The sequence below is a fragment of the Mucilaginibacter frigoritolerans genome, assembly GCF_007830615.1.
In the GTDB taxonomy this organism is placed as follows: domain Bacteria; phylum Bacteroidota; class Bacteroidia; order Sphingobacteriales; family Sphingobacteriaceae; genus Mucilaginibacter; species Mucilaginibacter frigoritolerans.
Genome location: NZ_VLLI01000015.1, coordinates 90,912 through 114,293, shown reverse-complemented (window position 1 = coordinate 114,293; position 23,382 = coordinate 90,912). Strand labels below are relative to the sequence as shown.

Below are 23,382 nucleotides of genomic sequence, written 5' to 3'. Positions count from 1 at the left end.
CCCGAGCTTTTAAATCAGCACTTTCATGAACATAAAATTTGTTTTCTATATAACGGTTTGTTTTTTCCTTTTGTGGCAAAAGTCTTTTTCACAAGGCCCGGTTTCGGTAGATCCATTAACCGGAACAGCAAGTATTAATATTCCCATATACACGCTAAAAAGCGGGCAGGTGGTTGTACCCATATCACTTTCTTATAGCAGCACAGGTGTAAAGCCCAAAGACGTAGAAGGTACAGCCGGGATGAATTGGCAGCTTAATGCAGGAGGACAGATCAGCAGGGTAGTACGCGGTTTGCCCGATGATTGTACAAAAGATAACGCCAATAACATCCTTTACGGATGGATGAGTACCAACGATACCTATCCCCAATACATCAGCGGTTTCACCATTCAAAATGATGGCTTATTTAATACCTGCACTGATGAAACCAATGATATTACCTATATCAATAACTTTTTCCCATACAATAATGACAGTGAGCCGGATATGTTTTATGTAAATGCCCCGGGTCTGTCCTGTCAACTGGTATATGATAGAAGTACTTCTCCCGCTCAATTCAGGCCAGTGAGCTACCAGGACTTAAAAATAAGCACAGTATTACTTGCCAACGGTAATATATTTTCTTTTAGTATTACCAATGACAGAGGCATTACTTACGTGTTCGGGAATCCGGAATACACCACCCAAACAACCAGCGGCGGCAGCCAAACCTATTTCACCACAAAGTATAAACAATACCAGCATGGAATAACCTTTGCCGACAGTTGGGATTTAAGCAGCATAACGGATGCTACAGGTAACGGTGTACTGTTAAGTTATACAACTGCCTCTCCTCGTACTGGAACCGACAAAGTCTCGCTTTACGTAAGTGGTGCTAGTACAGCGAGCCTTCAATATAATATTGTACAAACAACAACACCATTAACATTAACTGCTATTACTACCACCAACGTGTGGGGAGCGTCACAACCCATTAATATAAGCTTTACCTGGATTGCTGCAAGCTGGCAAGCCGCCAGTGGAGGAACCTCTGGGACAAACCAGACGGTAATCAGCAGTATAAACGCTCCTGGGAGAACTTTCACCTTTAATTATAGTGGTGTCCCGTATAATACCGGATATGTCCGTTATTTTTTAAGAAATTTCAATGATGATAATTATGCAATAAGTTGCACTCCGGTTAATTATAACTTTTCGTATTACGGCGAAACACAACCAACAACGGGAAATTATACTACGGCACTTCCTGACTCTACGACTTTTCAGCAGGATTACTGGGGATATTATGCTGCCAGTTCCAATACCTCATTGATGCCTAAAATTATGATGCTGCCTACAGCAGGTGGTTATCGTTACGCAAACTATCAGCCTACTTTAGCAGGCAACTATACTTATATTAATAGCGGTAACAGTAGGGCTGCTGATCCGGTGAATGTAATTGATGGTAGTTTGAGTAAGATTACCTACGCTACAGGAGGCAGCACCAGCATTGTATATGAATCTAATGATTACCTGGATGTGCCCTCCAATACAACTATTCAGGGAGGTGGTATACGCGTAAAACAATTGATTGATAATGATAATGTCACTGGTCAAAGCATCACCAGGAATTATACTTATCTGGGATCAACCGGACTTTCTAGCGGAAAACCCATAACACTACCGGCTTATGCATTCACGCTGCCTTATACAGGTGGAGCTACCGGGCAAAGTGAATGGAATTTGGCAACGGTAACCTCTGATAATGACCTTTCAGCAGAAGACCATACCATTATGTATACCAATGTAAAGGTGAGTCAAACAGGTGCAGGTAGTGTGCAGTACCAATATCTGGTTCCCGGAACCTATTGGGATGCCAGCGCGGCACCGGCATGTGCCGGGTGCAGTACCGAATGGTCCCCAACGATAGATTATATTGCACGCACTGGGTGTACTACCACTGCTCCATGGCTGGTTACTAATAGCACTAATTCATATCCGTTTATTCCTAATCCAAACTATGATTTTGAACGGGGACTGCCACAGAAAGTAATTACGACTAATGATGCCGGTACCAAGGTCAGCGAATCCGATTACACCTATTCCCGCTCTTTCAGTCCCTCGGTGATGACCGCCTTTAAAACAGACGACGAAATAGATGGCTCCCTACTGGTAGAAGGATATGATAAATATTTAATTTATTACAACACTAGTGAGCTAACCGCTTCGGAAAGCAAAACGGTATATGATTCACAGAATTTAAGTTTACAACAAACTACAACGACCAACTATACTTACGGCAGCAGTAACCACAAACTGTTAACCCAGCGGCAAGCAACCAATAGTGATGGTAGCATTTTAACTACTCACTACACATATGTTAAAGATTACTTGCAAAGCGCTACCAACAGCAATGCAAATATTAACGCTTTATACAATCTGCAACTACAGAACATTAATGCTCCGGTTGAAAGTTACCAGCAGGTAACCCGTAACAGCACTACACTTACCACCGGTGGCTCCTTAAGTTTATATAATGCATTTACGGCAGGTTCAACCACCAATTATCTGCCTTCACAGCAATTTAAGTTTGTACTTCCGCAAGGAGGTAGTTTTACTCCGATGTCTATCAGCGGGCAAACATTGACTAAAGATGGTAACTACCCGGTATTACCATCTGCCAATTACGATCAATATGATGGCGATGGCATGTTGCAAACCGCTGATGACGGGCATAATCATATTACTACCACCTTTACCGAGGATAATTATGGTAATCCAATAATAGCTTTTAATAATGCTAACTACAACGAAGTAGCATTTAATGATTTTGATAGTAGTTTTCCGCCTCCAACGCCCGTTTTTTCGGTTACAGGATCAGGTAGCACCAACATCACGGGACATACAGGTAAAGGATACAACTTAGGAAGTACACAGACTCTTACCCAGGCCATTACTAAAAATACCAAGGCACAAAACTACATATTTTCGATATGGGCTAGTCCCACCAGTGTGCCAACTACTATAACCATAACACTTACCAGTGGTAGCACCAGCATTGTCAAAACTATTGTATTTAGTACTGCGGGAGCCTGGCAATATGGTGAAGTGAAAATCCCGTTGACGGGGCTGGCTGGCACGTTTACCGCAACGGTAACAACAAGCGCAGCTGTGGTTATTGATGATGTGATTCTATATCCGGATATAGCAACAGCAACGTCTTTTGCTTATGATCCTACCACCCATTATAAAATAGCCCAAACTAATACTAACGGAATATCTGCTTATTATACAAATGACCAGTGGGGGCGTTTGCTTTTGCAGTTTGACCAGGATAAAAATATTGTTTTAAAGAAGGCTTACATGACCCCTCAAAATGTAGCAGATTATGGAACACCCGTAATTAGTACGAATCAACAACAAATCACTACCGCAACCCCAGTTAACTTTTTAGTTACTATTGCTGGTATTGATGGCTGTAGTGCGGTAGGATTGGTTTATAATTGGGATTTTGGAGACGGAACAACCGGGCAAACCGCTACACATACGTATGCTTTACCGGGCACATATACTGTTAAGTTAACAGTAACATCTCCCTATTTTCCTACAAAAATAGCTGTTCCAATAAATGTAACAGTTATCCAGGCAACAGGTACAATCAACTATAGCAACAACTCTACTATAAATAATACATCCATCAGCGCCATAACTTTTACCAATAGCAGCCACACCTATAATTTCACCGGTTCTACTTTAAACGGAGCGGCTATTGCAAATGGGACTTACACTATTACCATTACGGTTACGGGAACAGGATTTAACCATTTAGAGGTGTATGATAATAATGACATGGGAGATAGCCAGTGTTTGGGGGTGCAATCAACGTATACCATTACCGCTACCGTAGCAGTTAACGGAACACTGAATATTGTATTAACCACTGCCGGTTGCGGAACAATCGGAAGCTAATCACTATTGAAGAACAGATCACAAAAAGAGAAATCATGAACCTTAAACCATATTTCACCCTCTTGCTTGCCTGTATCCTTCAGTGGATGGGCCAGGAACTCTATGCACAATCCCCTGGATTTGTGCAACAGGATATTATAAAAGTAGCTAATATTACCACTGATGCCCAGACATACAGCCTTGGGGTAAGCAGCAAGCAAACTACCAGGATTTATTACGATGGATTGGGCCGTAACCTGCAAAGTGTGGCTGTACAAGCCAGCCCGCTACAAAACGACCAGATACAACCGGTGGCATACGATAACTTAGGGAGACAAACCAAGAGTTACCTGCCTTACGCAGGGAAGAGCACTGACCCAATGGGCAGCTATCGCCCTAATGCCATCAGCACCGATCAGCCGGCTTTTTATACCGGGCAAAATATAGTGGCCAGTGACAATGCCCCTTACAGCCAGGCGGTTTTTGAAAACAGCCCCTTACAAAGAATGCTACAGGCTGGTATGGTAGGTAGCAGCTATCAGCCTGGGGTAAGCGGCAATCATTACAAAACTGTAATTTACAGGCCGAATACGAGTAGCGACGGCAATATTATTATCTGGAATCCAGATGGTACTTTTACGGCTAATAATTATTATGCAGCCGGTAATCTTTCTGTTACCGATGGCACCGATGAAGATGGTGTGGAAAGCCTGGTGTTTAACGATTTAGCGGGCCGTACCATCCTGAAAAGGCAAAAGCTCAGCGGTGTAAATATGGATACGTATTACATTTATAATTTAGCCGGGATGATCAGCTATATTGTGCCGCCGGCGGCCACCAATATTTTAGCTGCCAATAATTATAACCTTACTATAGCCCCCTTGAGTAACCTGGTATTTAATTTTGTATATAATAACCAGGGGCAGCTTATACAAAAAACCGTACCGGCAAAAGGGGCCATGTTTATTATTTATGATCCCTTGAACCGGCCGGTATTGATGCAGGATGCATTGATGCGCACCAACAATCAATGGAATTATATTAAGTATGATGCGGAAGGACGCGCGATAAGCCAGGGTATTTATATTGATGCGGTAAACGCTGTTAATAGTACTACCCCTGCAACTATGCAAGCCTACGTGAATACGTTTGCTACGTCATACACCACGCTGTGGTATGAAAGCCGCACAGCCACCCTAACAAATAACGGGTACTATACCAATAGCGTGTTCCCTACCGGAACAGTAACCAATACTTCCATCACACCGCTGGCCTATGCATATTACGATGATTATGACTTGAATCATGATGGTACTGCTGATTTTAGTTATGTAACGCAAAATGATGCCTCCCTGCCCAACGAGGAAACAGCGACAACAGCCCAACTGAAGGGCATGCCCACCATGGTTTGTAAAAGTACCGTAGCGGGCCTAACCAATACCTGGCTTACAACCGTGACTTTTTACGATAGACGGCTAAATCCAATACAAGTACGGAGCAACAACCATGTTTATTATAACGGCTATACCACCAGCGCAGCATTAACCGATACCAAAACCGTTGTGAATGATTTTACCGGGGCACCGCAGGTGAGTAAGGTGGTGAAACAAACTACTTCAACAACTTCCGTTACGGTGTATACCCAATTTACCTACGACCAGGTATACCGGGTAACGGCTATCAGCCAAAAGTACAATACCGGAAACTTTATGCCGGTAGCAAATTATACCTATAACGAATTGGGGCAGGTGATCAATAAGAAGCTGGGCCAGGTATCGGCTGGCAGTGTTCCGGCCACACAAACCTTAAATTCAACCTTCAGCGGCACCAATACGATTATTGCCAGCAACAGCATCAATATGGCTACGGGATTTAGTGTACCCTCTGGTTCCACTTTTAGTGCTTATATCAGCCCGGGTTACCTGCAATCGGTAGATTACCGGTACAACATCCGCGGGCAGGTGACCAGTATTAATAACAGCACCCTGAGCAATGATAACGGCCTAACGAATGCGGACAGTAATGATTTGTTTGGCATGCAGATGCTGTACGATCAGACAGATAGCAACCTGGGTAATACACCAAAATATAATGGTAAACTATCGGCTGTAAAATGGATGAGTAAGGATGGGAACAACAACAGTAGCTATGAACGAGCTTTTGTATATAGTTACGATGCACAGGACCGTTATACAGGAGAAATCTATAACGAAAGACCATCGAACAGTACAACTTCAACCGCCTTTACTACCACGCATGGATGGGACGAGACAGGTATAAGTTATGACCTTAATGGGAATTTACTTTCCTTAAGCAGGAATACCGGGACACAAGGTTCATCAACCTATACTAATATTGATAACCTGACCTACACTCCTGATCCCCAGACTCCAGACAGGTTAAAAACAGTAGGCGATGCCAGCAATAATGCACTTGGTTTTATAGGAGGGACAGGTAACTATACTTATGATGCCAATGGTAATTTGGCGGTCGATCCTTATAAGGGGATTTCTCAAATATCCTACAGCTTTTTGAACCGCACCAGTAAAATAGCCTTTACCTCATCAGTTAACAGGTACATTACCTATGTGACAGATGCCAATGGAACAGTACTCAGAAAACAACAGTATGACAATGTGAGCGGTGTAGCTACCATACAACACACTACCGATTATGTTGATGGTTTTGTATATTTGGACGGCGTATTAAGTTATTTCCCTATGCCTGAAGGAAGAGTAGTGAACAATGCAGGTACCCTTACCCAGGAATTTATTATTACCGATGGGCAGGGCAACGCACGGATCAGCTTTAACAATACAGGCGCTGGTGGTGCTGCAAAGGTGGTGCAGGAAAATAGCTATTATGGTTTTGGTATGATTATGCCAAGCTCGCCTGTGGCTACGCCTACCGTGCCTAATAAAGATTTGTATAACGGCGGCAGCGAATGGCAAAACGATTACGCTAACCTGCCCGATTATTACCAAACCTTTAACCGAAACTATGATGCTGCTCTGGGCCGTTTTATTGGTGTTGACCCGGAAGCAGAAAGTGCTGAAAGTATGACCACTTACCAGTATGCCGGGAACAATCCGATTATGAATAATGACCCGCTGGGTAATTTGTTAAATGCAGATAAGTTGCCTCCTTTAGGTGCTCAGCCTGTTAGTGGCCCAAGTTATGGAAACTTTGGAGGAGGAGACGGTAATAGTCTTAGTGATTTTGTTACGTGGAGCGATGCAGCTGCTTATGCTGCTACAGGCGCAGGTCCAGGATCCAGTTATTTAGGTACTACTATTTATAGATCTGGCACTTATGACACTAATGAGGGGAGTGTAAATACTAATGCTGGTGTAGGGGACATTGCTTCAGCCATTTCTTCAATTAATAATTGGACAGGACAGCAAGTTGGAAGTAATGCAGGGGTTTATTATGGTACCAATAAGACTGGTATTCAATATTATGAATATCAAAGTCAAACTGCCAATGGCGTAAATGCAAACGGTGATGTAGACATTACAGATCATTATGGATTTATAATTAATGATGCCAATGCGGGGGGTATGGCGCCTCCAGGATTACTCGGTGGACAATCAAATCCTGCGTCATGGGTGTTTACTCCTGCTGGGCCAGACGCTAATTATCAAACCGCAGGAGTAAGTGGAATACTTTTTCATGAATTGAAGCTTGAATGGAATCCAAAAGAAATGGGGGTTAAAGCGGCAATTGTTATTATGAGACCTCTGTATTTTGAGCTGCCAAGGGTAACCAGTATGTTTGGGAAAACAGATGAGATAATGTCGTCTGTTTGGGCCGCTGGTGTAAGTGCAGGTGCTGTTAACGCAGCAATTAGAGCCGCTGATAAAGCTTGGGATAATAGTAATGGTGAGTTAAATCAATATCAGCTTGGCAATATATTTTTGCAAAGTTTAAGAACTATAATTCAGAGTGTTGGGGGAAGAGTTTCAACACAACCCAATTATCCACTAACTATTGTTAGGCCATATAGTACATTATAATTAATAATATGAAAGACTTACCCTATTTTTTGATGCTTGTAAAACAGAATGCAATTCTATGGACAATCATTACCACCAACAGCTTTGCAAACGTTGATTTAAAAAATACAGTTCATGGTTTCTGGACGAAGCAATGTTTGGAAATAAGAGACTTTTCCTTAAGCCCGGATGAGAAATTCAGCAGCGTAAAAATAACTATTACCGATTCTTTTACTTTAATTGATTTCTTTACAACAAGCGATAAGTATTTACAAAACACTAAACATTATTTCGATAGAAATGGGTTTTCGGACAGTCCAAATACATATTCTATTGATAACGTAAAAATCAGCAGCACCCAAAAAAGTTTAGGAGAGTTTGATATTGGATTAGATATGCCGGTTGATGTAACTGTTATAAAGTCTGATTTTAGCAATTCTATTAATATCACAACTTATAAAAAAGATTGGCTGAAGGACATCGATAAAATGAAGGACATAGATCCATTTGGAAACTAAAACAGAGCCTCGTTTGAATAAGAGCCGGGCTTTGTTGCCTTAACAGATATAGCTATATATACAACTATGTGTATATCTGTTAAGGTGTTTGTTTTTTATACTGCAAGTTGTGTTTTTGTGGCACCCAAAAACCTACTTGCCCTACCGCCGGTGGGCGGTAAGGGACTGAAAGACCTGCGCAACTTGGTCTTTCTTAACCCCCGGCCTGGCTATCGGCTAAACGCTTTTTAAGCAGCTCTACCTTTTCCCGCTCCACCCGGAGCAAGCGTTCGTAAAGTTCTACCACTTTATCAAGGGGGTTAAAGGTACATTGGAAATTATAAGCGTAGGCGGTTGACTTGGATAAAACACATGAAAATGCCCCCTTCCGGCCAACTCAAAAAGGTCCCCTTTGCCAGTTGAAAGCAGCAACGTCTTGTCATGCACAAGAGAATCAGGGCTTAAAAAACCGCAAGCTAGCTCAAGCACTGAATGATACAGCCGTATCACTATTTCAGAAATATGGCTACCAAAAAGACTCTTTAAAAAAGGCTGTTCAATTTTTGGATAATGCGATAAAAAAGGATTCAACTTATACAATATCATATTCAAATAGGGTATCGATTTTATGTGGCTTGGGCGATTGTCGGGGTGCTTTAGAAACAATCGAAAAACTAGTTAGATTAAGAAAAGCAGACCCAGTCGCCATTACCCTGGAAGGTCATATACTTGAAAAAACTGGTGATACATTTGAGGCAATTCAAAAATATAAAACGGCGGACAGTATATATGATAGCCAAATTGAATCTAAAATCAATATAGTCCAAAATAAAATTGACAAATCCTATTTACAACTATTCTTAAAGAGTAAAGACGACGCTGTAGCAGCTTTTGACAGAATCAAAAAAGAAATTCCTGCTAAAGATGCTAAACAAATGACAGAAACGATTAACGACTTTGACAAGGATAAGTTTTTTAATGATTTTTGTAGGTGCAATCCCTGACCAGTAAGGAGCGTTTACCAATTACGAGAAGCCACGCTAAATTTGTCGCTTCATTGATGTAGAAGAATGCCAATCAGGGGGGATATCAGCCAATTGGGGACCCAATTAAATATGGTGATGGAACGGTTCAAAACTATATTGGTTATAAAAATGGTTGGCCAGCCATTCCATATACGTATCAAGCTGTTTTTACAGGCGCGAATGGTAAAGTGGTTTTCCCAGGTGTTACTATTGGCTCAAGCCCAGTGAAAGCGAATTCGGCTATTACTTGGCCTGGAGGAAGTATTATTGCAGATCCAACGCTTACGTTAGCATTTTTAGAACATGAATACGGCCATTATTTAGATGAGTTAAAGAATGGAAGTTTGTACTATATATTTGAAGTAATGCCGTCGAGCGGGTTCAATATGCAATTTTACCCCGATACGCACGCGAATTACTGGACAGAAATACGAGCCAATATAAATGCTGTTCAATTTTTTGGGCCAGACTCCGCAATTGCGAATGACCCAGGGCGTTTTCCGACTAATCCTTCTCAATAAAGAATAACAGAAATATTTATATGAAAAGCAAATTTTATGTTAGTGTTACCCTTATTTTAATTGCAATTTTTTTTATAACTGGGTGCGATTGGGCTAGTAAGGTAGCCATTGTTAAAAATCGTTCCAATAAACCCATATATATTGTTTATTCGTTACATAGTTTTGTGTCCGATAGTAGCGTGATAGGTAGTTATAAATATTTAAAAGAATATATTGTTAATCCGGATACTTTTAAAACAATTTTAACTTTCGACAGGGTTTTGAATAGGGAACCCGACTCCTCAAAAATTTACCTGCACATTTTTAATGTGGATTCGTTAATTAAATATGAAAAAGCCAGCCATTTTAAGGGCATTTTTGCTCATTCATTAATAAAAAGCGTAAAGATCCAATTAAATAAAGTCAAAGAACCGGCCGATACGATTTACGTAGATAAAAAATGATGTGGTCATAGTCAGGGTGGCATATAAAACTTGTTGTTAAGATAATGCTAATCCGGATAATGCTAATCCGGGGGGGCAACAGCAGGAACCCACATTTGCGCATGGAGCTGGAACTCTAGTTGTGAATGATTTACTCGATCAATATGAGAATGGATATTGGCGAGATTATAGATTAACTAAAAGTACATTTAATGCTTTTGTAAACGACATGCGTCGAGCTGGAAAACTCCAAAATAATAAAGGTGTTCCTGTACCCAATGTTAAAGGGCTTTATCAAGTCGTTGTCGATACTCGAGGAACAGATTATTACTATGCGGTAGGTTTAACTACTTTATATTATAACAGCACGGGTTTTGTGGGTTATGCGGATTGGTGGAACTTCGATCATAAAGCTTGGGGGACAAGAACTTTTTGGGGAGAAGTTGCAACTAGATATGGTTCAAGTTTATTTGGGCAGCCTTTCATGGTAATTTATGGCGTAACACCACCTGAAAATACAATTCCTAAAAATTAGTATATGAAACCAATCAAAATAATTATAATAGGCATAATAACACTTTTTGCAGGTACTTTTTTATACTTTCAATATAAATACCACACTTTTGTGGATGATATGGTAAAATCAACTACCCATATTGAAAACTATAAGCTTATATCGAAAGTGCACGACGATCAACAGTGGTATGCTAATATACTGATTAGTAAGTCAGATGGTGCAAAATTAGCGAAATTGTACCCCTTTAAATACGGCAATAATCCAATCTATTTAGCGGGTAAGTATCGAAATACCTATATTAAAAATAAGCCTAATTGCTGGTATTATTTTAATGATAAAGGTCAAGGGCCTTATGGTTACATTTTATACTGTCTGAATAATAACCAAACGCAATTGGAGATTTATGACTTGTTCGCTAACTAAGTGCACATAAAATGCATTAGGCCGGCCGCATCAGCCGGGCTGATTTTTGCCGTTTAATTGGTCGACACTAAAGATACCAATCAGGGAAGACCGAGTTTTAGTGACTTGTTAAAAAACTATTCGACAGGTGATGTACCATCTACTTATGCGCTTGTCGGTGGAGGCTTACTTAGAAGTTACAATCAAGACCCAGTTAGTTACGCTAATACTTGTGCAATGAGATTATCGTATGCATTAAATAAATCTGGTGCGCCTATACCATACGAACGTGGAAAAACATTTAAAGGTGCGGACAACCTAAATTACTTTATTAGGGTGAAAGATATGGCAAGCTATATGGATGCTACCTATGGACAACCTAACATAAATGGAATGAGTCCAAGTGATTTTTCAGGTTATACAGGAATAATACAATTTAATGTTTCCGGGTGGAGTGATGCGACAGGACATTTTACTCTTTGGAATGGTAGTAGCCCGGTATACGGCAATTATTTTAATGTAAGTCAAGAAGAGCCTGGAGTTACACTCACGGGAGTACACCTATGGATATTTAAATAATTTAATATAAATCTATGATTATGAGAACCACATTTGGAATTTTATTCATCATTATTCTTTGCTCTTTTGAGTACGTTCAAAAGGGCTTCCTAATCAATGTTAATATAGGCAAGTACTCTTATTCTATATATAAAGAAAGCAAATATGTGCATGATGAGGGCTGGAATGCTGAATATTTTGTCGTATACCAAGCAGGAGCTAAACGACATATATGCAGTTCGCTCTTAAAAGCAACAAGAAATGATTCAATATTTGTCAGCGGAGATTATATTGTTTACAAGAACAGAATTGAATTTATAGAACATTATTACTATAATAAAGGAACTAATTCAACAGACTCCGTTAAAAATATATTCTATCCTAATAAAGCTGGAAATTTGATCCTTAAACAGTCAATAAGATTCACAGAAAAGCAGGAAATCATAAATAATTATTAATAGTTGATAATTAAAAAGATGCCAATGCGGGGGGACCTGGCGATCACTACTTGGCAAACGTGGCAGCGCAAATGACTCAAGAATTCTTTACAGGCTCAGGTCCAAGAAACAGACTATTCTATAATGACCAGGTGGCAAGAGCATTATAACACTCACGTGGCGCTAACGCGGCTAGGGCGTTTTTTTACAATAAATATAAAAATATCTCTGATTTGACAGATGCCACTGCTACACATTTTGATGCAGGTTTTGGTATTCGTGGATACATAAATGCCGGATTAAATCCAATTGAACAATTTGTAGGAAATTTTAAGGTGAATATGTGGGTAGATGGAACGAACTTATTTTTTGCTGTACATAACATTACTTCATTTCAATCTTTAACATACGATCTGGGGCCGAACTGGGAAAGATCAGATCACCAAATAATGGGAAATACAGAGCAATGGTACATTTGGAGCGAACCTATTAATAGACCAGGAAATGAACAATTTTAAAATAAATGCACTGAAACTTTTTATAATAATTTTAATGTGTATTCTTAATTCATGTGATACATTTGATTCACATAAACATTTGATTGGCCGCTACTACTTCAACCACACTAAATTTGGTAAATGCATTTGTTATAAGGTTGATGATAATGATGATTATGTCGAATTAATTGATGGAGCATTTAGCTTAATCGGCTTCGATAGCAATTATATAATCGTTGAACGCAATAAAGACCAGTTTTTTATTGTACCCATATATAAAGAAATGAACTACTCCCCAGAAAAGGGAATAGTAGGTCCTTTAAATCCCAAGGAGTTTAATGAGAAAAAAAAGATGCTAAAGATAAATGCTGATTTTAGTATGAACACAAATTAAGCATCTCCTTCTGGGCTGAAGCACATCATTTGGTGGAAATAACGAAATGCCTTTTAAGTACCGAAGTTGACCACACCCCGCCCGGCTAAGCGTGCCACGCTAGCCGAGATAACGAAATGTATGTTTGAAAGACAGAGCCAGGCCCAGCGCCGGGCTTTTGTTATTTAAGTGCTTTTGCGCTCATGCTTACTGGGTAATGCAATGTGCATTTAAAAATGTAGTAGGAAGAGCATGGGCTGCTATTTAATAAAGTGCAAGCACCTTTCATTATGGATTTATAAGCCACCCGTGGGACACTTTTTAGGACGATACAGCATATTTTTTGGCCCATTTGGCCCAGCTTGGCCCGTGGGATGTTGTTAACTTATTGATTTATAGTGATAGCTTGTTTCGCCTGGCCCGGTGTGTTTCTGCTGTTTCATGTACTTGCGGGACAGAATGGCTCCCAACTGAGAAAACTAAAGCATATTTGAAACACAAGCCCCAGATTAGTTTAAGCCATGTTGGTGCCCGGTTTAATGCTCCCTGGTTTCATTCCGCAAAGTAAATGTTTGGGGTTTTTAGTGTGAATTATTTAACAATCATTTAATGCACAGCACCCTTTATAATTATAAGGCAGTGACATCTTTGTAGTGCATCATGACAGAGCAAGTAGCCGCTTTAAAAAACGACAGCAGGGAATGTTTTAACGAAGTATATGAGTCTCATCATACAAAGTTATACCAGTATATTTATAGCCGAACGCAGTCATCATATCTGGCACAAGAAGTTGTTCAGCTTACCTATATAAAATTATGGGAAACAAGAAGCAGACTAGCCGATGATCTACCAATAGATATTCAGCTCTTTAGAATTGCAAAAACTACTTTAATTGATGAGTTGCGAAAAGAATCGGTTAAACTCAAATACAATAACCTGGTAAGTAATTCTGCCGAACTGTTATACGAAGACAACCAGCTAACGGATAAAGATACCTTAACTCATGTTTACGCTGCTATGGAAAACCTCCCGGCTATGCGGAAAAAGGTTTTTAAATTAAGCCGGGTACATGGGTTTACCTATAAACAAATTGCGGGTATCTTATCTATTTCACCTAAAACTGTTGAACATCATATTTCTAAGGCTATTAAGCAGTTGCGCAATTCCATCAAAATGTTTTTCTTTTTATGGTGATGCATTTATGTTGTTTTTAAATTAATTGTAAATAAAAAATTAAATAAATAAAAAAAGCTGATGGGGGTAAAATGTTTTCTGAACGTATTAATTAAATATGAACATTACTGAAGAGTTAATAGATAAATTTTTTCGCCAGGAATGTACAGCGGAAGAACGCTCTGCTGTAAGCGATTATTTTGATGAGCATCCGGAAGAGCTGGATAAGTATTTTGGCGAGGAAGATTGGAAAACATTTAATACACCTGCAAAACTGCATCCTGTTATTTCGAAAATTATGCTCGACGCTATAGATGAGCATCTTGATAAAGACAAATCCAGGAAAACGGTTCGTTTTAAAGTTATCGGCATAGCCGCATCAATAATTGTATTACTGGGTATTACTTTGTTTTTTGGTATCAATAGAAACAAGCATACTGAAACACTATCATTAGTAACCAATACCAGTTCGTTACTGAAAAATCATAATGATACGGTTTATAATAAAACAGATAAAGCTATTCTTGTGACGTTAAAAGATGGTTCAACAGTTTTGTTATCAGGTAAAAGTGAAATAGTTTATCAGCTTCCCTTCACACAAAAAAACAGGGATATTTATTTAAAAGGAGAAGGCTTGTTTAAAGTGGCAAAGGATAAAAACCGGCCCTTTACTGTTTATGCAGAAGGTCTTTCAACAACAGCACTGGGAACCAGCTTTAAAATTACGGCATTCGCTTACGGCAATAAAGTTACTGTGCAGCTTTTTTCGGGCAAAGTTGTGGTTAAGCAGCAGCAAAACAGAGCCGCCAATGCAGATACATATCTTACTCCCGGGCATACGTTAATTCTGGATAAAACCAGCTACGTGGTGAGTGTAATTAGTTTTGATGAAAACGAATCCATTTCAAAACCATTGCAAAGCATAACAAGTGGCGCTACTTATGTACATGGAAGCATCATAAAATTTCAGAACCAATCATTGGCTGAAGTTTTTAAAATATTGCAAAAAACTTATCACATCCAGATTCAAGCCGACAAGGTCAAATTATCAAACAGGACTTTTACCGGGGATGTAGATATCCGGACAGATAAACCGGATAATGTATTGCTTACTATTGCAACACTTAATAAACTCACTCTAAGCAAACACGGTGCAACGTATACTTTAAATCAATAAAATTAAACACGGTAGTTTACTTGTGAAATGACATGAATTTTTTGTGGAGGCATACAATAAAGGACATTAATTGAGTGGGTATGTTTACTAAAAAGTGGCTTTTTATAGTATTGATGCCATGCTGGTATGCTTTACATGCTCAATCCACTGCTCCATTAATTACCGGCATTGTAAAAGATGAGCAGGGAATTATTTTACCAGATGTAAGCGTAAAACTGCAGAACAATGGCGTGTTTTTTTATGCCAGAACCAATAGTAAGGGCATTTTCGAGTTTAGTAAAATACCTTATGGCGGCCCATACTCCATCGTTTTTAGTTGCATAGGTTACCAGGACCAGGTTTTGGGTAATTATACCATTATTCCTGGTGGTTTGGTAGCTATTGATGTTAAAATGAAATTAGCAGTAATTGAGCTGACTCAAACGGTGGTGGTGGGTTATGGTATTGCCCCTAAAAGAGACTTAAGTAGTGCTGTCACTTCGCTTTTACCTTCCGATTTAAATGTAGGGGTGATAACATCTCCTTTGCAACAACTACAAGGCAGGGTTGCCGGTTTAAATATAAGTGAAGATGGTAACCCTAACGGCATTCCCACTATTATTCTTCGCGGACCATCTACTTTAAATTTAGGGCAGCAGCCTTTTTATGTAGTTGATGGGGTTCCTGATGCCTCGCTTGATTTGGTTAGCCCATCTGACATTGCCTCTGTAGAGGTTTTAAAAGATGCGTCTGCGGCAGCAATTTACGGTAACAGGGCAGCAAACGGTGTTATACTAATTACTACACGAAAGGGCAAACCTGGCGAAGTAAAAATAACTTATAACGCCTATGCTGCCATCCAAAAAATTTCAAGCTTTATTAATGTAGCAACCGCTGCGCAATTACGGGCTTATTTAAAAGCAAATAACAAAGCATTGGCTCCCACAGATGACAACGGCGGGAATACTGACTGGCAAAAAGAAGTTAGCCGAACGGGAAGCGCACAAAGCCATAACCTTGGTTTTAGTGGTGGTGGGGATAAATTTATTTATAGTGGCAGTCTTAATTATTTAAAAGATAATGCCATTATCAAAAAGTCATCGCTCGAAATATTTACCGGCCGTTTTAATATCGAACAAAAAACATTAAATAACCACGTTAAACTTCGGTTTTCTTTATACAATACCATAAGCAGCCAAAGCGATGTAGATACACTGGTATTTTATAATGTACTACGTTTTTTACCTACACTAAACATATATAATACCGACGGTACCTTTAAAGAAGACCTTACCCGAACACAAACCTATAACCCTTTAGCCTTAATTGAAAACAATGAGTTTGACACCAAAATGAGTACAACTTTGGCTAATGCAGGGGTAGAGGTAACGCTTCCGCATAACATTACCTATAATTTAAATGTAGGCTATCAAACTCATACAGTTGATAGTAATATTTACTTTAACCATTACTCTTTACTGGCTTATAATACTAATGGGGAGGCCATAAGATCAAGTTATCAGGATACTAAAAAAGTACTTGAAAATTATTTCTCCTATGATTATTCATTTGTTCATAATCAGCATTTAAAGTTTTTACTGGGCTACTCATGGCAGCAAGAAACTAATGGGGATGGTTTTCAAACATCAAATGTGAATTTTGCTTCTGATGCAACCTCCTATAATAATTTAGGATTAGGGCAGGCTCCTCCCGGCTATGTGCCTTTATATGGTAATACCTTTATTACAACCTTAAGGTTAATCTCCTTTTATTCCCGCTTTAATTATAATTATAACGATGAGTACCTATTCCAGGGAACCTTGCGCCGCGATGGTTCGTCTGCATTTGGTGTCAACCATCGCTGGGGGTATTTTCCATCAGCTTCTGCAGCATGGAGAATAATTAAAGCGGAATTTATGAAAGATCAACACGTGTTTAACGATCTGAAATTGAGGATAGGTTATGGTATTGCCGGCAATACTATAGGTTTTGACCCGCTTACTCCTTTATTGCTCAATAGTTCTACCGGGTCATTTTATTACAATGGATCATTTGTTAAATCTATTGGACCTGTACAAAATCCAAATCCAAACCTGGAATGGGAAAAAACCACCCAGTTGGATGCCGGTGTTGATTTTGCCTTTTTAAGGGATAGGCTAACAGGCACAATCGATATTTATAATAAAACAACAACAGGTATTATTTATAACTATCAGCAACCGGCCTCTCTTTCTTACACACCCGGAAGTTTAATTTATGCAAATGCAGGCGAAATGAATAATAAAGGGATTGAACTTAGCATTACCGCGATACCAGTAATTGCGGGTAATTTAAAATGGAGCAGTAATTTTAATATCGCCCATAATAAAAACGAGGTGGTTTCCTTATCAAATAATATTTATAAGTTAAATTATATATATACCGGCTACCCGGACGGAACAGGGCAAAGTAATATCAACACTCAAATAATAAAGGGCGGTTATCCGGTTGGTGAGTTTTATACGCTGCATTATTTAGGTAAAAATGCTAATGGTGTATCTGAATTTGAAGATAGAAGCGGCAAGCCAACCATCACCCCAACATCAGCCGACCAAAGGTATCTGGGTAATGCACAGCCACAGTTTGTTTTTGGATGGAATAATACGTTAAACTATAAAAACTTTGACCTCAATATTTTTATGAGAGGGGTTACCGGGAATAAAATTTTAAATGCAACGCTGGCAACACTTAACTCGCCTGTAGATGCCAGTAATCATAATATCCCGAAGCTTACTCTTTCTGAGTCTTATAACGATTATAATGCAAGCTTATATTCTGACCGGTATCTGGAAAACGGATCATATTTGAGACTGGATAATGCATCATTAGGATATAGGTTTAAAGATTTAGGAAAAAGTATTCGCGCTCTAAGGGTATATGCATCCGGTACCAATTTATTTACGCTTACTGGCTATAACGGTATTGATCCGGAAATAAACATTGGCACAGTTACCCCGGGCATCGATAATCACAACTATTATCCAAAAACAAGATCATTTATCGTAGGGATAAACATGGAACTTTAAATATTTATTTAATGAAGCGATTAATTAAATTCAGGTATTATGCGGCTATAATTTTTATAGTCGCGGCAATAACGGCCTGCACAAAACTTGATGTAAGCGTACAATCGCAGCTCACCAGCAGTAATTTCCCTAAAACGCCTGCTGAATATATAGCAGCATCGGGTCCGGTTTATACACAATTACGTACTCAATATGCACAATCATACTGGTTTATGCAGGAGCTGAGTACAGACGAAGCAATTATTGTGGCGCGTGCCGGAAATTGGTATGATGGTGGTAAATGGCGCGATTTGCATTATCATAGCTGGACAATAGACCATGAGCATGTAAATACCACCTGGCAATGGGGCTTTAGCGAAATAAGTACGTGTAACCGCCTGCTTGCCTTATTTAATACATTGCCAGATGATGTCACCAGGCGTACCACTATAGCCGAAATACGTACCACTCGTGCATTTGTCAATTTTTTAATGATGGATTTATATGGAAACATTCCTATAATTAAAAGCTTTGGAGACACAACTGGACTGGTAACAACCAACAGAAATCAGGTTTTTCAATATATTGAAAGTGAAGTGAAGGCAGCTATGCCCGATTTAAATACCTCAGTAGGGGCTATTACCTATGGTCGCCCTACCCGTTGGATGGCTTTTGCCTTATTGGCAAAAATGTATGTTAATGCTGAATATTACACAGGTAGGCCGCGATACACAGATGCGGTTACTGTGTGTGACAGCATTATTCAAAGCAAAAACTTTTTACTTGATGCCGATTATCTGGAAATGTTTAACATTGATAACGGCCCGCAAATAAGAGATTTTATTTTTGCAATTCCTTATGACAATATGCTGGCCCAGGGTCAATATTTTGCACGCTACAGTTTGCATCCGGCTTTAAAAAACAAATACAGTTTGCCTTTTATCCCAAGCGATCCAATGGCTACCCTGCCAGATTTTTATAATTTGTATAACGACCCTAATGACGCGCGGAACAAGCAATGGCTTACTGGTAAACAATATGATAATTTAGGAAATCCTATTATCATCCAAACTACAAAAGTTGGTCTTGACCAAACTTATAAAGGCGCAGATGCCGCAACTGTTGTAAATTATCAGATGGAGTTTACACCAGCTTTGACGCTTGATCCGACTGTTGACCCCTTGAATCTTGATGTTGGAAACGATGAATTGGGAAAGGCAAAGGGTTATCGTAATAATAAGTTTTATCCGGATAAGACCTCGTTGGATCGTAACCAGAGTAATGATATGCCTGTGTTCAGGCTGGCTGATGTAATCCTTACCAAAGCCGAAGCGATATTAAGAGGTGCAAACGCCACTTACGGAGAAACGCCTCTAACGTTGATTAATGAAGTAAGAGCACGTGCGGGCGCAAGTCCATTGTCATCAATAAATCTGCAAACGGTGCTTGATGAGCGGGGGAGGGAACTTGCTTTTGAAGGATGGCGCAGAAATGATTTGATCCGCTTTGGCCAATGGGAATATAAATGGGGATACAAAACGGATGCTAACCCTTTACACCGCATTTATCCCATCCCGGCATCTCAGGTACAGTTAAATCCGGGTTTAACCCAAAATTCCGGGTATTAACCTTCATTGAATTAACGGTTTTACAGGAAATAGTTTCAGTATTGGATATTAAATAATTGTTAAGTATTGGGGGCTGTTGTTTTGAAAGACGTATTGGTATTAATGATCAAAATACCGGTAAAAGTTCTATTCAATTAAACAACAGATTATCAAACTCACAACATTTAACAATCCATGAAAAAAATTTACACCTTATTTTTAAGGTTATTTAGTAGTACTGCATTAAAGGCAATTTTTGCAATTGCACTCATAATGCAGGTTACAGCTACAGCCTATGGCCAAAAGGACACGTATGCCATAAAAGGCCGGGTTATTGACGAAACCAATAACCCGATACCTGGTGCTATAGTAACTTTAAAAGGCACTTCAAAAGCTACCAGTACAGATGCTAATGGTAACTATTCAATTAATGTAAAGGGAAAAGGCGATGTACTTGTTTACACCTTTTTGGGCTCTTTGCCAAAGGAAATTACTGTAGGTGCAGACAATGTAATAAACGTTACACTGCTTACCGATACTAAACAGTTAAAAGATGTAGTAGTAATTGGTTATGGTACATCAAGCAAGCAGGATGTTACAGGATCAATCACATCGCTTAAAGCCGAAGACTTTAACGTAGGAGTTAATACCACACCAGCAGACCTGCTACAAGGTAAAGTGCCCGGGTTAAACATCACGAAAAGCGGCGACCCTAATGCAGCGCCATCAGTAATATTAAGAGGTCCTTCAACCATACGTACAACAGGCGGCGCGCAGGAACCATTTTATGTAATTGATGGTGTTCCGGGTGCATCTATTGACATTCTGGCACCTTCGGATATAGAAACTATTGATGTATTGAAAGACGCAGCATCAACCGCTATTTACGGTTCAAGGGCGGCTAACGGGGTTATTGTAATTACCACTAAAAAGGCTAAAGCAGGGCAAAACCGTTTGTCATATAGTACCTATTTTTCTATGCAGCAAGTATCGAAAAAGATAGATATGCTTACAGGTGACCAGTTAAGGCAATATTTAAAAGATAACGGACAAGCGCCACTTTCTAATCCGCTTAATGACGACGGTTCAAATACCAATTGGCAAAATCTGGTTGAAAGAACCGGTTACTCACAAAATCAAAATCTTTCTTACGGAGGAGCTTCGAACAATGCCGATTACGGAGCAAGTGTCAATTATCTAAAAAACGACGGTGTAATAAAACGTACATCATTAGAACGTACCATTTACCGTGGCTACATTAATGATCGTTTTTTTGACAACCATCTTAAACTAAGCCTTAATTTAACAAACAGCAATTCAAACAGCGATGATGTTCCTCAGCAATATCTTTTGCCTGCTATGTTGTTTTACCTGCCAACTGTTAGCCCTTTTAATCCCGATGGAAGCTATAAGGAAAACTATCAGCGTACAGGCAGTGGTACATTAAATCCTTTATCATTATTAAATAATAATACACTACAAACTAACGATAACAAAACGCTTGTTAACGGTGTGATACAGGTAGATATATTAAAGGGCCTTAAATTTACTGCAAGTGGTTCTTCCCAGCGCGATCAAATTAACTCTTCGAGTTATTTGAATAGTCAATCTGGCCTGGCGGTGGGCTTAAACGGTGTAGCACACCGGGCATCATATTTAAATACGGACGAGATCATTGAATCGTATTTTAACTATGACAGGGTTTTCGGACAGCATAGCCTTAAATTTTTGGCAGGCTATTCGTATCAGCAAACCACTACCAATAACGGATTTGGCGTACAAACGCAAAACTTTTCGAATGACAATCTGGGGGCTAATAATATTTTCCTTTCTAACCCTGCATCGGTTTCACAAATTGCGTTTGATAATAACCCAATATCCACCCTTAGGTTAATTTCTTACTATGGCCGTGTACAATATGAGTTTTCTGACAAATATTTATTACAGGGATCATTAAGAGACGATGGTTCATCGGCCTTTGGTGCAAATAACCGCTATGGCTTATTCCCGGCAGTATCAGCAGGCTGGAGAATAATCAACGAAAAGTTTATGGAAAAATATCCTGTTTTCAGCGATTTGAAATTAAGAGCTGGTTACGGTGTATCAGGTAACAGTGTAGGGTTTAATGCATTTTCTTCATTGCTTATTTATGGTACACAAGCAAGTGGCAGTAAATTTTTATACAATGGCAACGTAGTAAACTCAATAGGTGCAGTAGCAAATGATAATCCTAATCTTAAATGGGAAAGTACTGCTACTACAAATATCGGGGTAGATTTTGGCTTGCTGAAAAATGTAATTACAGGCTCGGTTGATTATTACATTAAAAATACTTCTGATTTGATTTATGACCAGTATCCGGTGTCATTAACACAATATGCTTATCCTACTATTACTGCCAACGCAGGTAAAATCAGAAACTCAGGTATTGAAGTTGTATTAAATGCTACTCCTGTAAAATCAGGAAGCTTTACCTGGAAAACATCTTTCAACGTTTCGCATAATAAAAACGAAGTGGTAAGTCTTTCTAATAGTCAATTTAATTTACCATCATTTTATACAGCACAGCTTGGCGGTAAAGGCCAATCCGGAGATTACAGCCAGATAGTGCAACCCGGGGATCCAATAGGGACATTTTATCTGTGGCATTATACCGGCAAAAACGCGCAGGGTATAAGTACGTTTGAAAATGCAGCCGGAAAAATAATTGATACGCAGCCGCTTACTACTGATCAGCGTATTGCGGGTAATGCACAGCCTAGTATTATTTATGGGTGGACGAACACCTTTTTCTATAAAAACTTCGATTTTAACTTCTTAATACGTGGCGTAACAGGTAACAAAATATTAAATGCCACCCTTGCCGATTTAAATGACCCTGCCGATGCAAAATTGCAGAATATCCCACAATTTACTAAAGGCGAATCATTTAATGATATCAATGCTTACCTTATCTCAGACAGGTATCTGGAAAATGGTGCTTACCTGCGTTTAGATAATGCAACGCTTGGCTATACCATCAAAACTCAAATAAAGGCCATCAAAAGTATAAGACTTTATTTATCAGGAAATAACTTATTCCTGATCACCGCATATAAAGGTCTCGATCCGGAAGTGAGTATGGGTGGATTAACTCCTGGTATTGATAATAATAACTTTTATCCTAAAACACGCACCTACCTTTTTGGATTAAACGCATCATTTTAATAAGCCATAATTATACAATCACG

17 protein-coding genes are annotated in these 23,382 nt (G+C 39.3%); all 17 read left to right on the top strand.

The window, feature by feature from the left end:
- The first annotated feature begins 25 nt into the window (after window positions 1-25).
- The 17 genes from JN11_RS21370 (at window position 26) to JN11_RS21285 (ending at window position 23,359) form a co-directional block, all read left to right on the top strand.
- The gene (locus tag JN11_RS21370) at window positions 26-3,949 is read left to right on the top strand and encodes a PKD domain-containing protein (RefSeq protein ID WP_144916003.1); all 3,924 of its coding nucleotides are present in this window, start codon (window positions 26-28) and stop codon (window positions 3,947-3,949) included.
- A 35-nt stretch (window positions 3,950-3,984) separates the two neighbouring features.
- Window positions 3,985-7,944, top strand: a complete 3,960-nt coding sequence (locus JN11_RS21365; protein ID WP_144916002.1) for a DUF6443 domain-containing protein — start codon at window positions 3,985-3,987, stop codon at window positions 7,942-7,944.
- Window positions 7,945-7,952: 8 nt separating this feature from the next.
- Entirely contained in the window at window positions 7,953-8,441 is a 489-nt protein-coding gene (locus JN11_RS21360) for a hypothetical protein (RefSeq protein ID WP_144916000.1), read from the top strand.
- Window positions 8,442-8,779: 338 nt separating this feature from the next.
- Window positions 8,780-9,424: a tetratricopeptide repeat protein gene (locus JN11_RS21350; RefSeq protein ID WP_144915999.1), complete on the top strand. Its 645-nt coding sequence runs from the start codon at window positions 8,780-8,782 to the stop codon at window positions 9,422-9,424.
- A 245-nt stretch (window positions 9,425-9,669) separates the two neighbouring features.
- Entirely contained in the window at window positions 9,670-9,966 is a 297-nt protein-coding gene (locus JN11_RS21345; protein WP_144915997.1) for a hypothetical protein, read from the top strand.
- Window positions 9,967-9,986: 20 nt separating this feature from the next.
- Window positions 9,987-10,409: a hypothetical protein gene (locus JN11_RS21340; protein ID WP_144915996.1), complete on the top strand. Its 423-nt coding sequence runs from the start codon at window positions 9,987-9,989 to the stop codon at window positions 10,407-10,409.
- A 121-nt stretch (window positions 10,410-10,530) separates the two neighbouring features.
- Complete coding sequence (locus JN11_RS21335; protein ID WP_144915994.1) at window positions 10,531-10,923, top strand: hypothetical protein; 393 nt, start codon at window positions 10,531-10,533, stop codon at window positions 10,921-10,923.
- A 3-nt stretch (window positions 10,924-10,926) separates the two neighbouring features.
- Complete coding sequence (locus JN11_RS21330; RefSeq protein ID WP_144915993.1) at window positions 10,927-11,328, top strand: hypothetical protein; 402 nt, start codon at window positions 10,927-10,929, stop codon at window positions 11,326-11,328.
- Window positions 11,329-11,433: 105 nt separating this feature from the next.
- Window positions 11,434-11,886: a type VI secretion system amidase effector protein Tae4 gene (locus JN11_RS21325; protein ID WP_144915991.1), complete on the top strand. Its 453-nt coding sequence runs from the start codon at window positions 11,434-11,436 to the stop codon at window positions 11,884-11,886.
- Between the two features lie 20 nt (window positions 11,887-11,906).
- Window positions 11,907-12,323, top strand: a complete 417-nt coding sequence (locus tag JN11_RS21320; RefSeq protein WP_144915989.1) for a hypothetical protein — start codon at window positions 11,907-11,909, stop codon at window positions 12,321-12,323.
- 212 nt (window positions 12,324-12,535) lie between these two features.
- The gene (locus JN11_RS21315; RefSeq protein ID WP_144915988.1) at window positions 12,536-12,820 is read left to right on the top strand and encodes a hypothetical protein; all 285 of its coding nucleotides are present in this window, start codon (window positions 12,536-12,538) and stop codon (window positions 12,818-12,820) included.
- Entirely contained in the window at window positions 12,807-13,193 is a 387-nt protein-coding gene (locus JN11_RS21310) for a hypothetical protein (protein ID WP_144915986.1), read from the top strand. The genes JN11_RS21315 and JN11_RS21310 overlap by 14 nt, the downstream gene beginning before the upstream one ends.
- 639 nt (window positions 13,194-13,832) lie before the next feature.
- Window positions 13,833-14,366: a sigma-70 family RNA polymerase sigma factor gene (locus JN11_RS21305; protein WP_144915984.1), complete on the top strand. Its 534-nt coding sequence runs from the start codon at window positions 13,833-13,835 to the stop codon at window positions 14,364-14,366.
- A 97-nt stretch (window positions 14,367-14,463) separates the two neighbouring features.
- Entirely contained in the window at window positions 14,464-15,522 is a 1,059-nt protein-coding gene (locus JN11_RS21300; RefSeq protein WP_144915983.1) for a FecR family protein, read from the top strand.
- Window positions 15,523-15,602: 80 nt separating this feature from the next.
- Window positions 15,603-18,566 carry a SusC/RagA family TonB-linked outer membrane protein gene (locus JN11_RS21295; protein WP_144915981.1) on the top strand — a complete coding sequence of 988 codons (2,964 nt, stop codon included), beginning with the start codon at window positions 15,603-15,605 and terminating at the stop codon, window positions 18,564-18,566.
- A gap of 11 nt (window positions 18,567-18,577) precedes the next feature.
- Window positions 18,578-20,173: a RagB/SusD family nutrient uptake outer membrane protein gene (locus JN11_RS21290; RefSeq protein ID WP_144915979.1), complete on the top strand. Its 1,596-nt coding sequence runs from the start codon at window positions 18,578-18,580 to the stop codon at window positions 20,171-20,173.
- A 174-nt stretch (window positions 20,174-20,347) separates the two neighbouring features.
- Window positions 20,348-23,359: a SusC/RagA family TonB-linked outer membrane protein gene (locus tag JN11_RS21285; protein WP_144915978.1), complete on the top strand. Its 3,012-nt coding sequence runs from the start codon at window positions 20,348-20,350 to the stop codon at window positions 23,357-23,359.
- The last annotated feature ends 23 nt before the right edge of the window (window positions 23,360-23,382 follow it).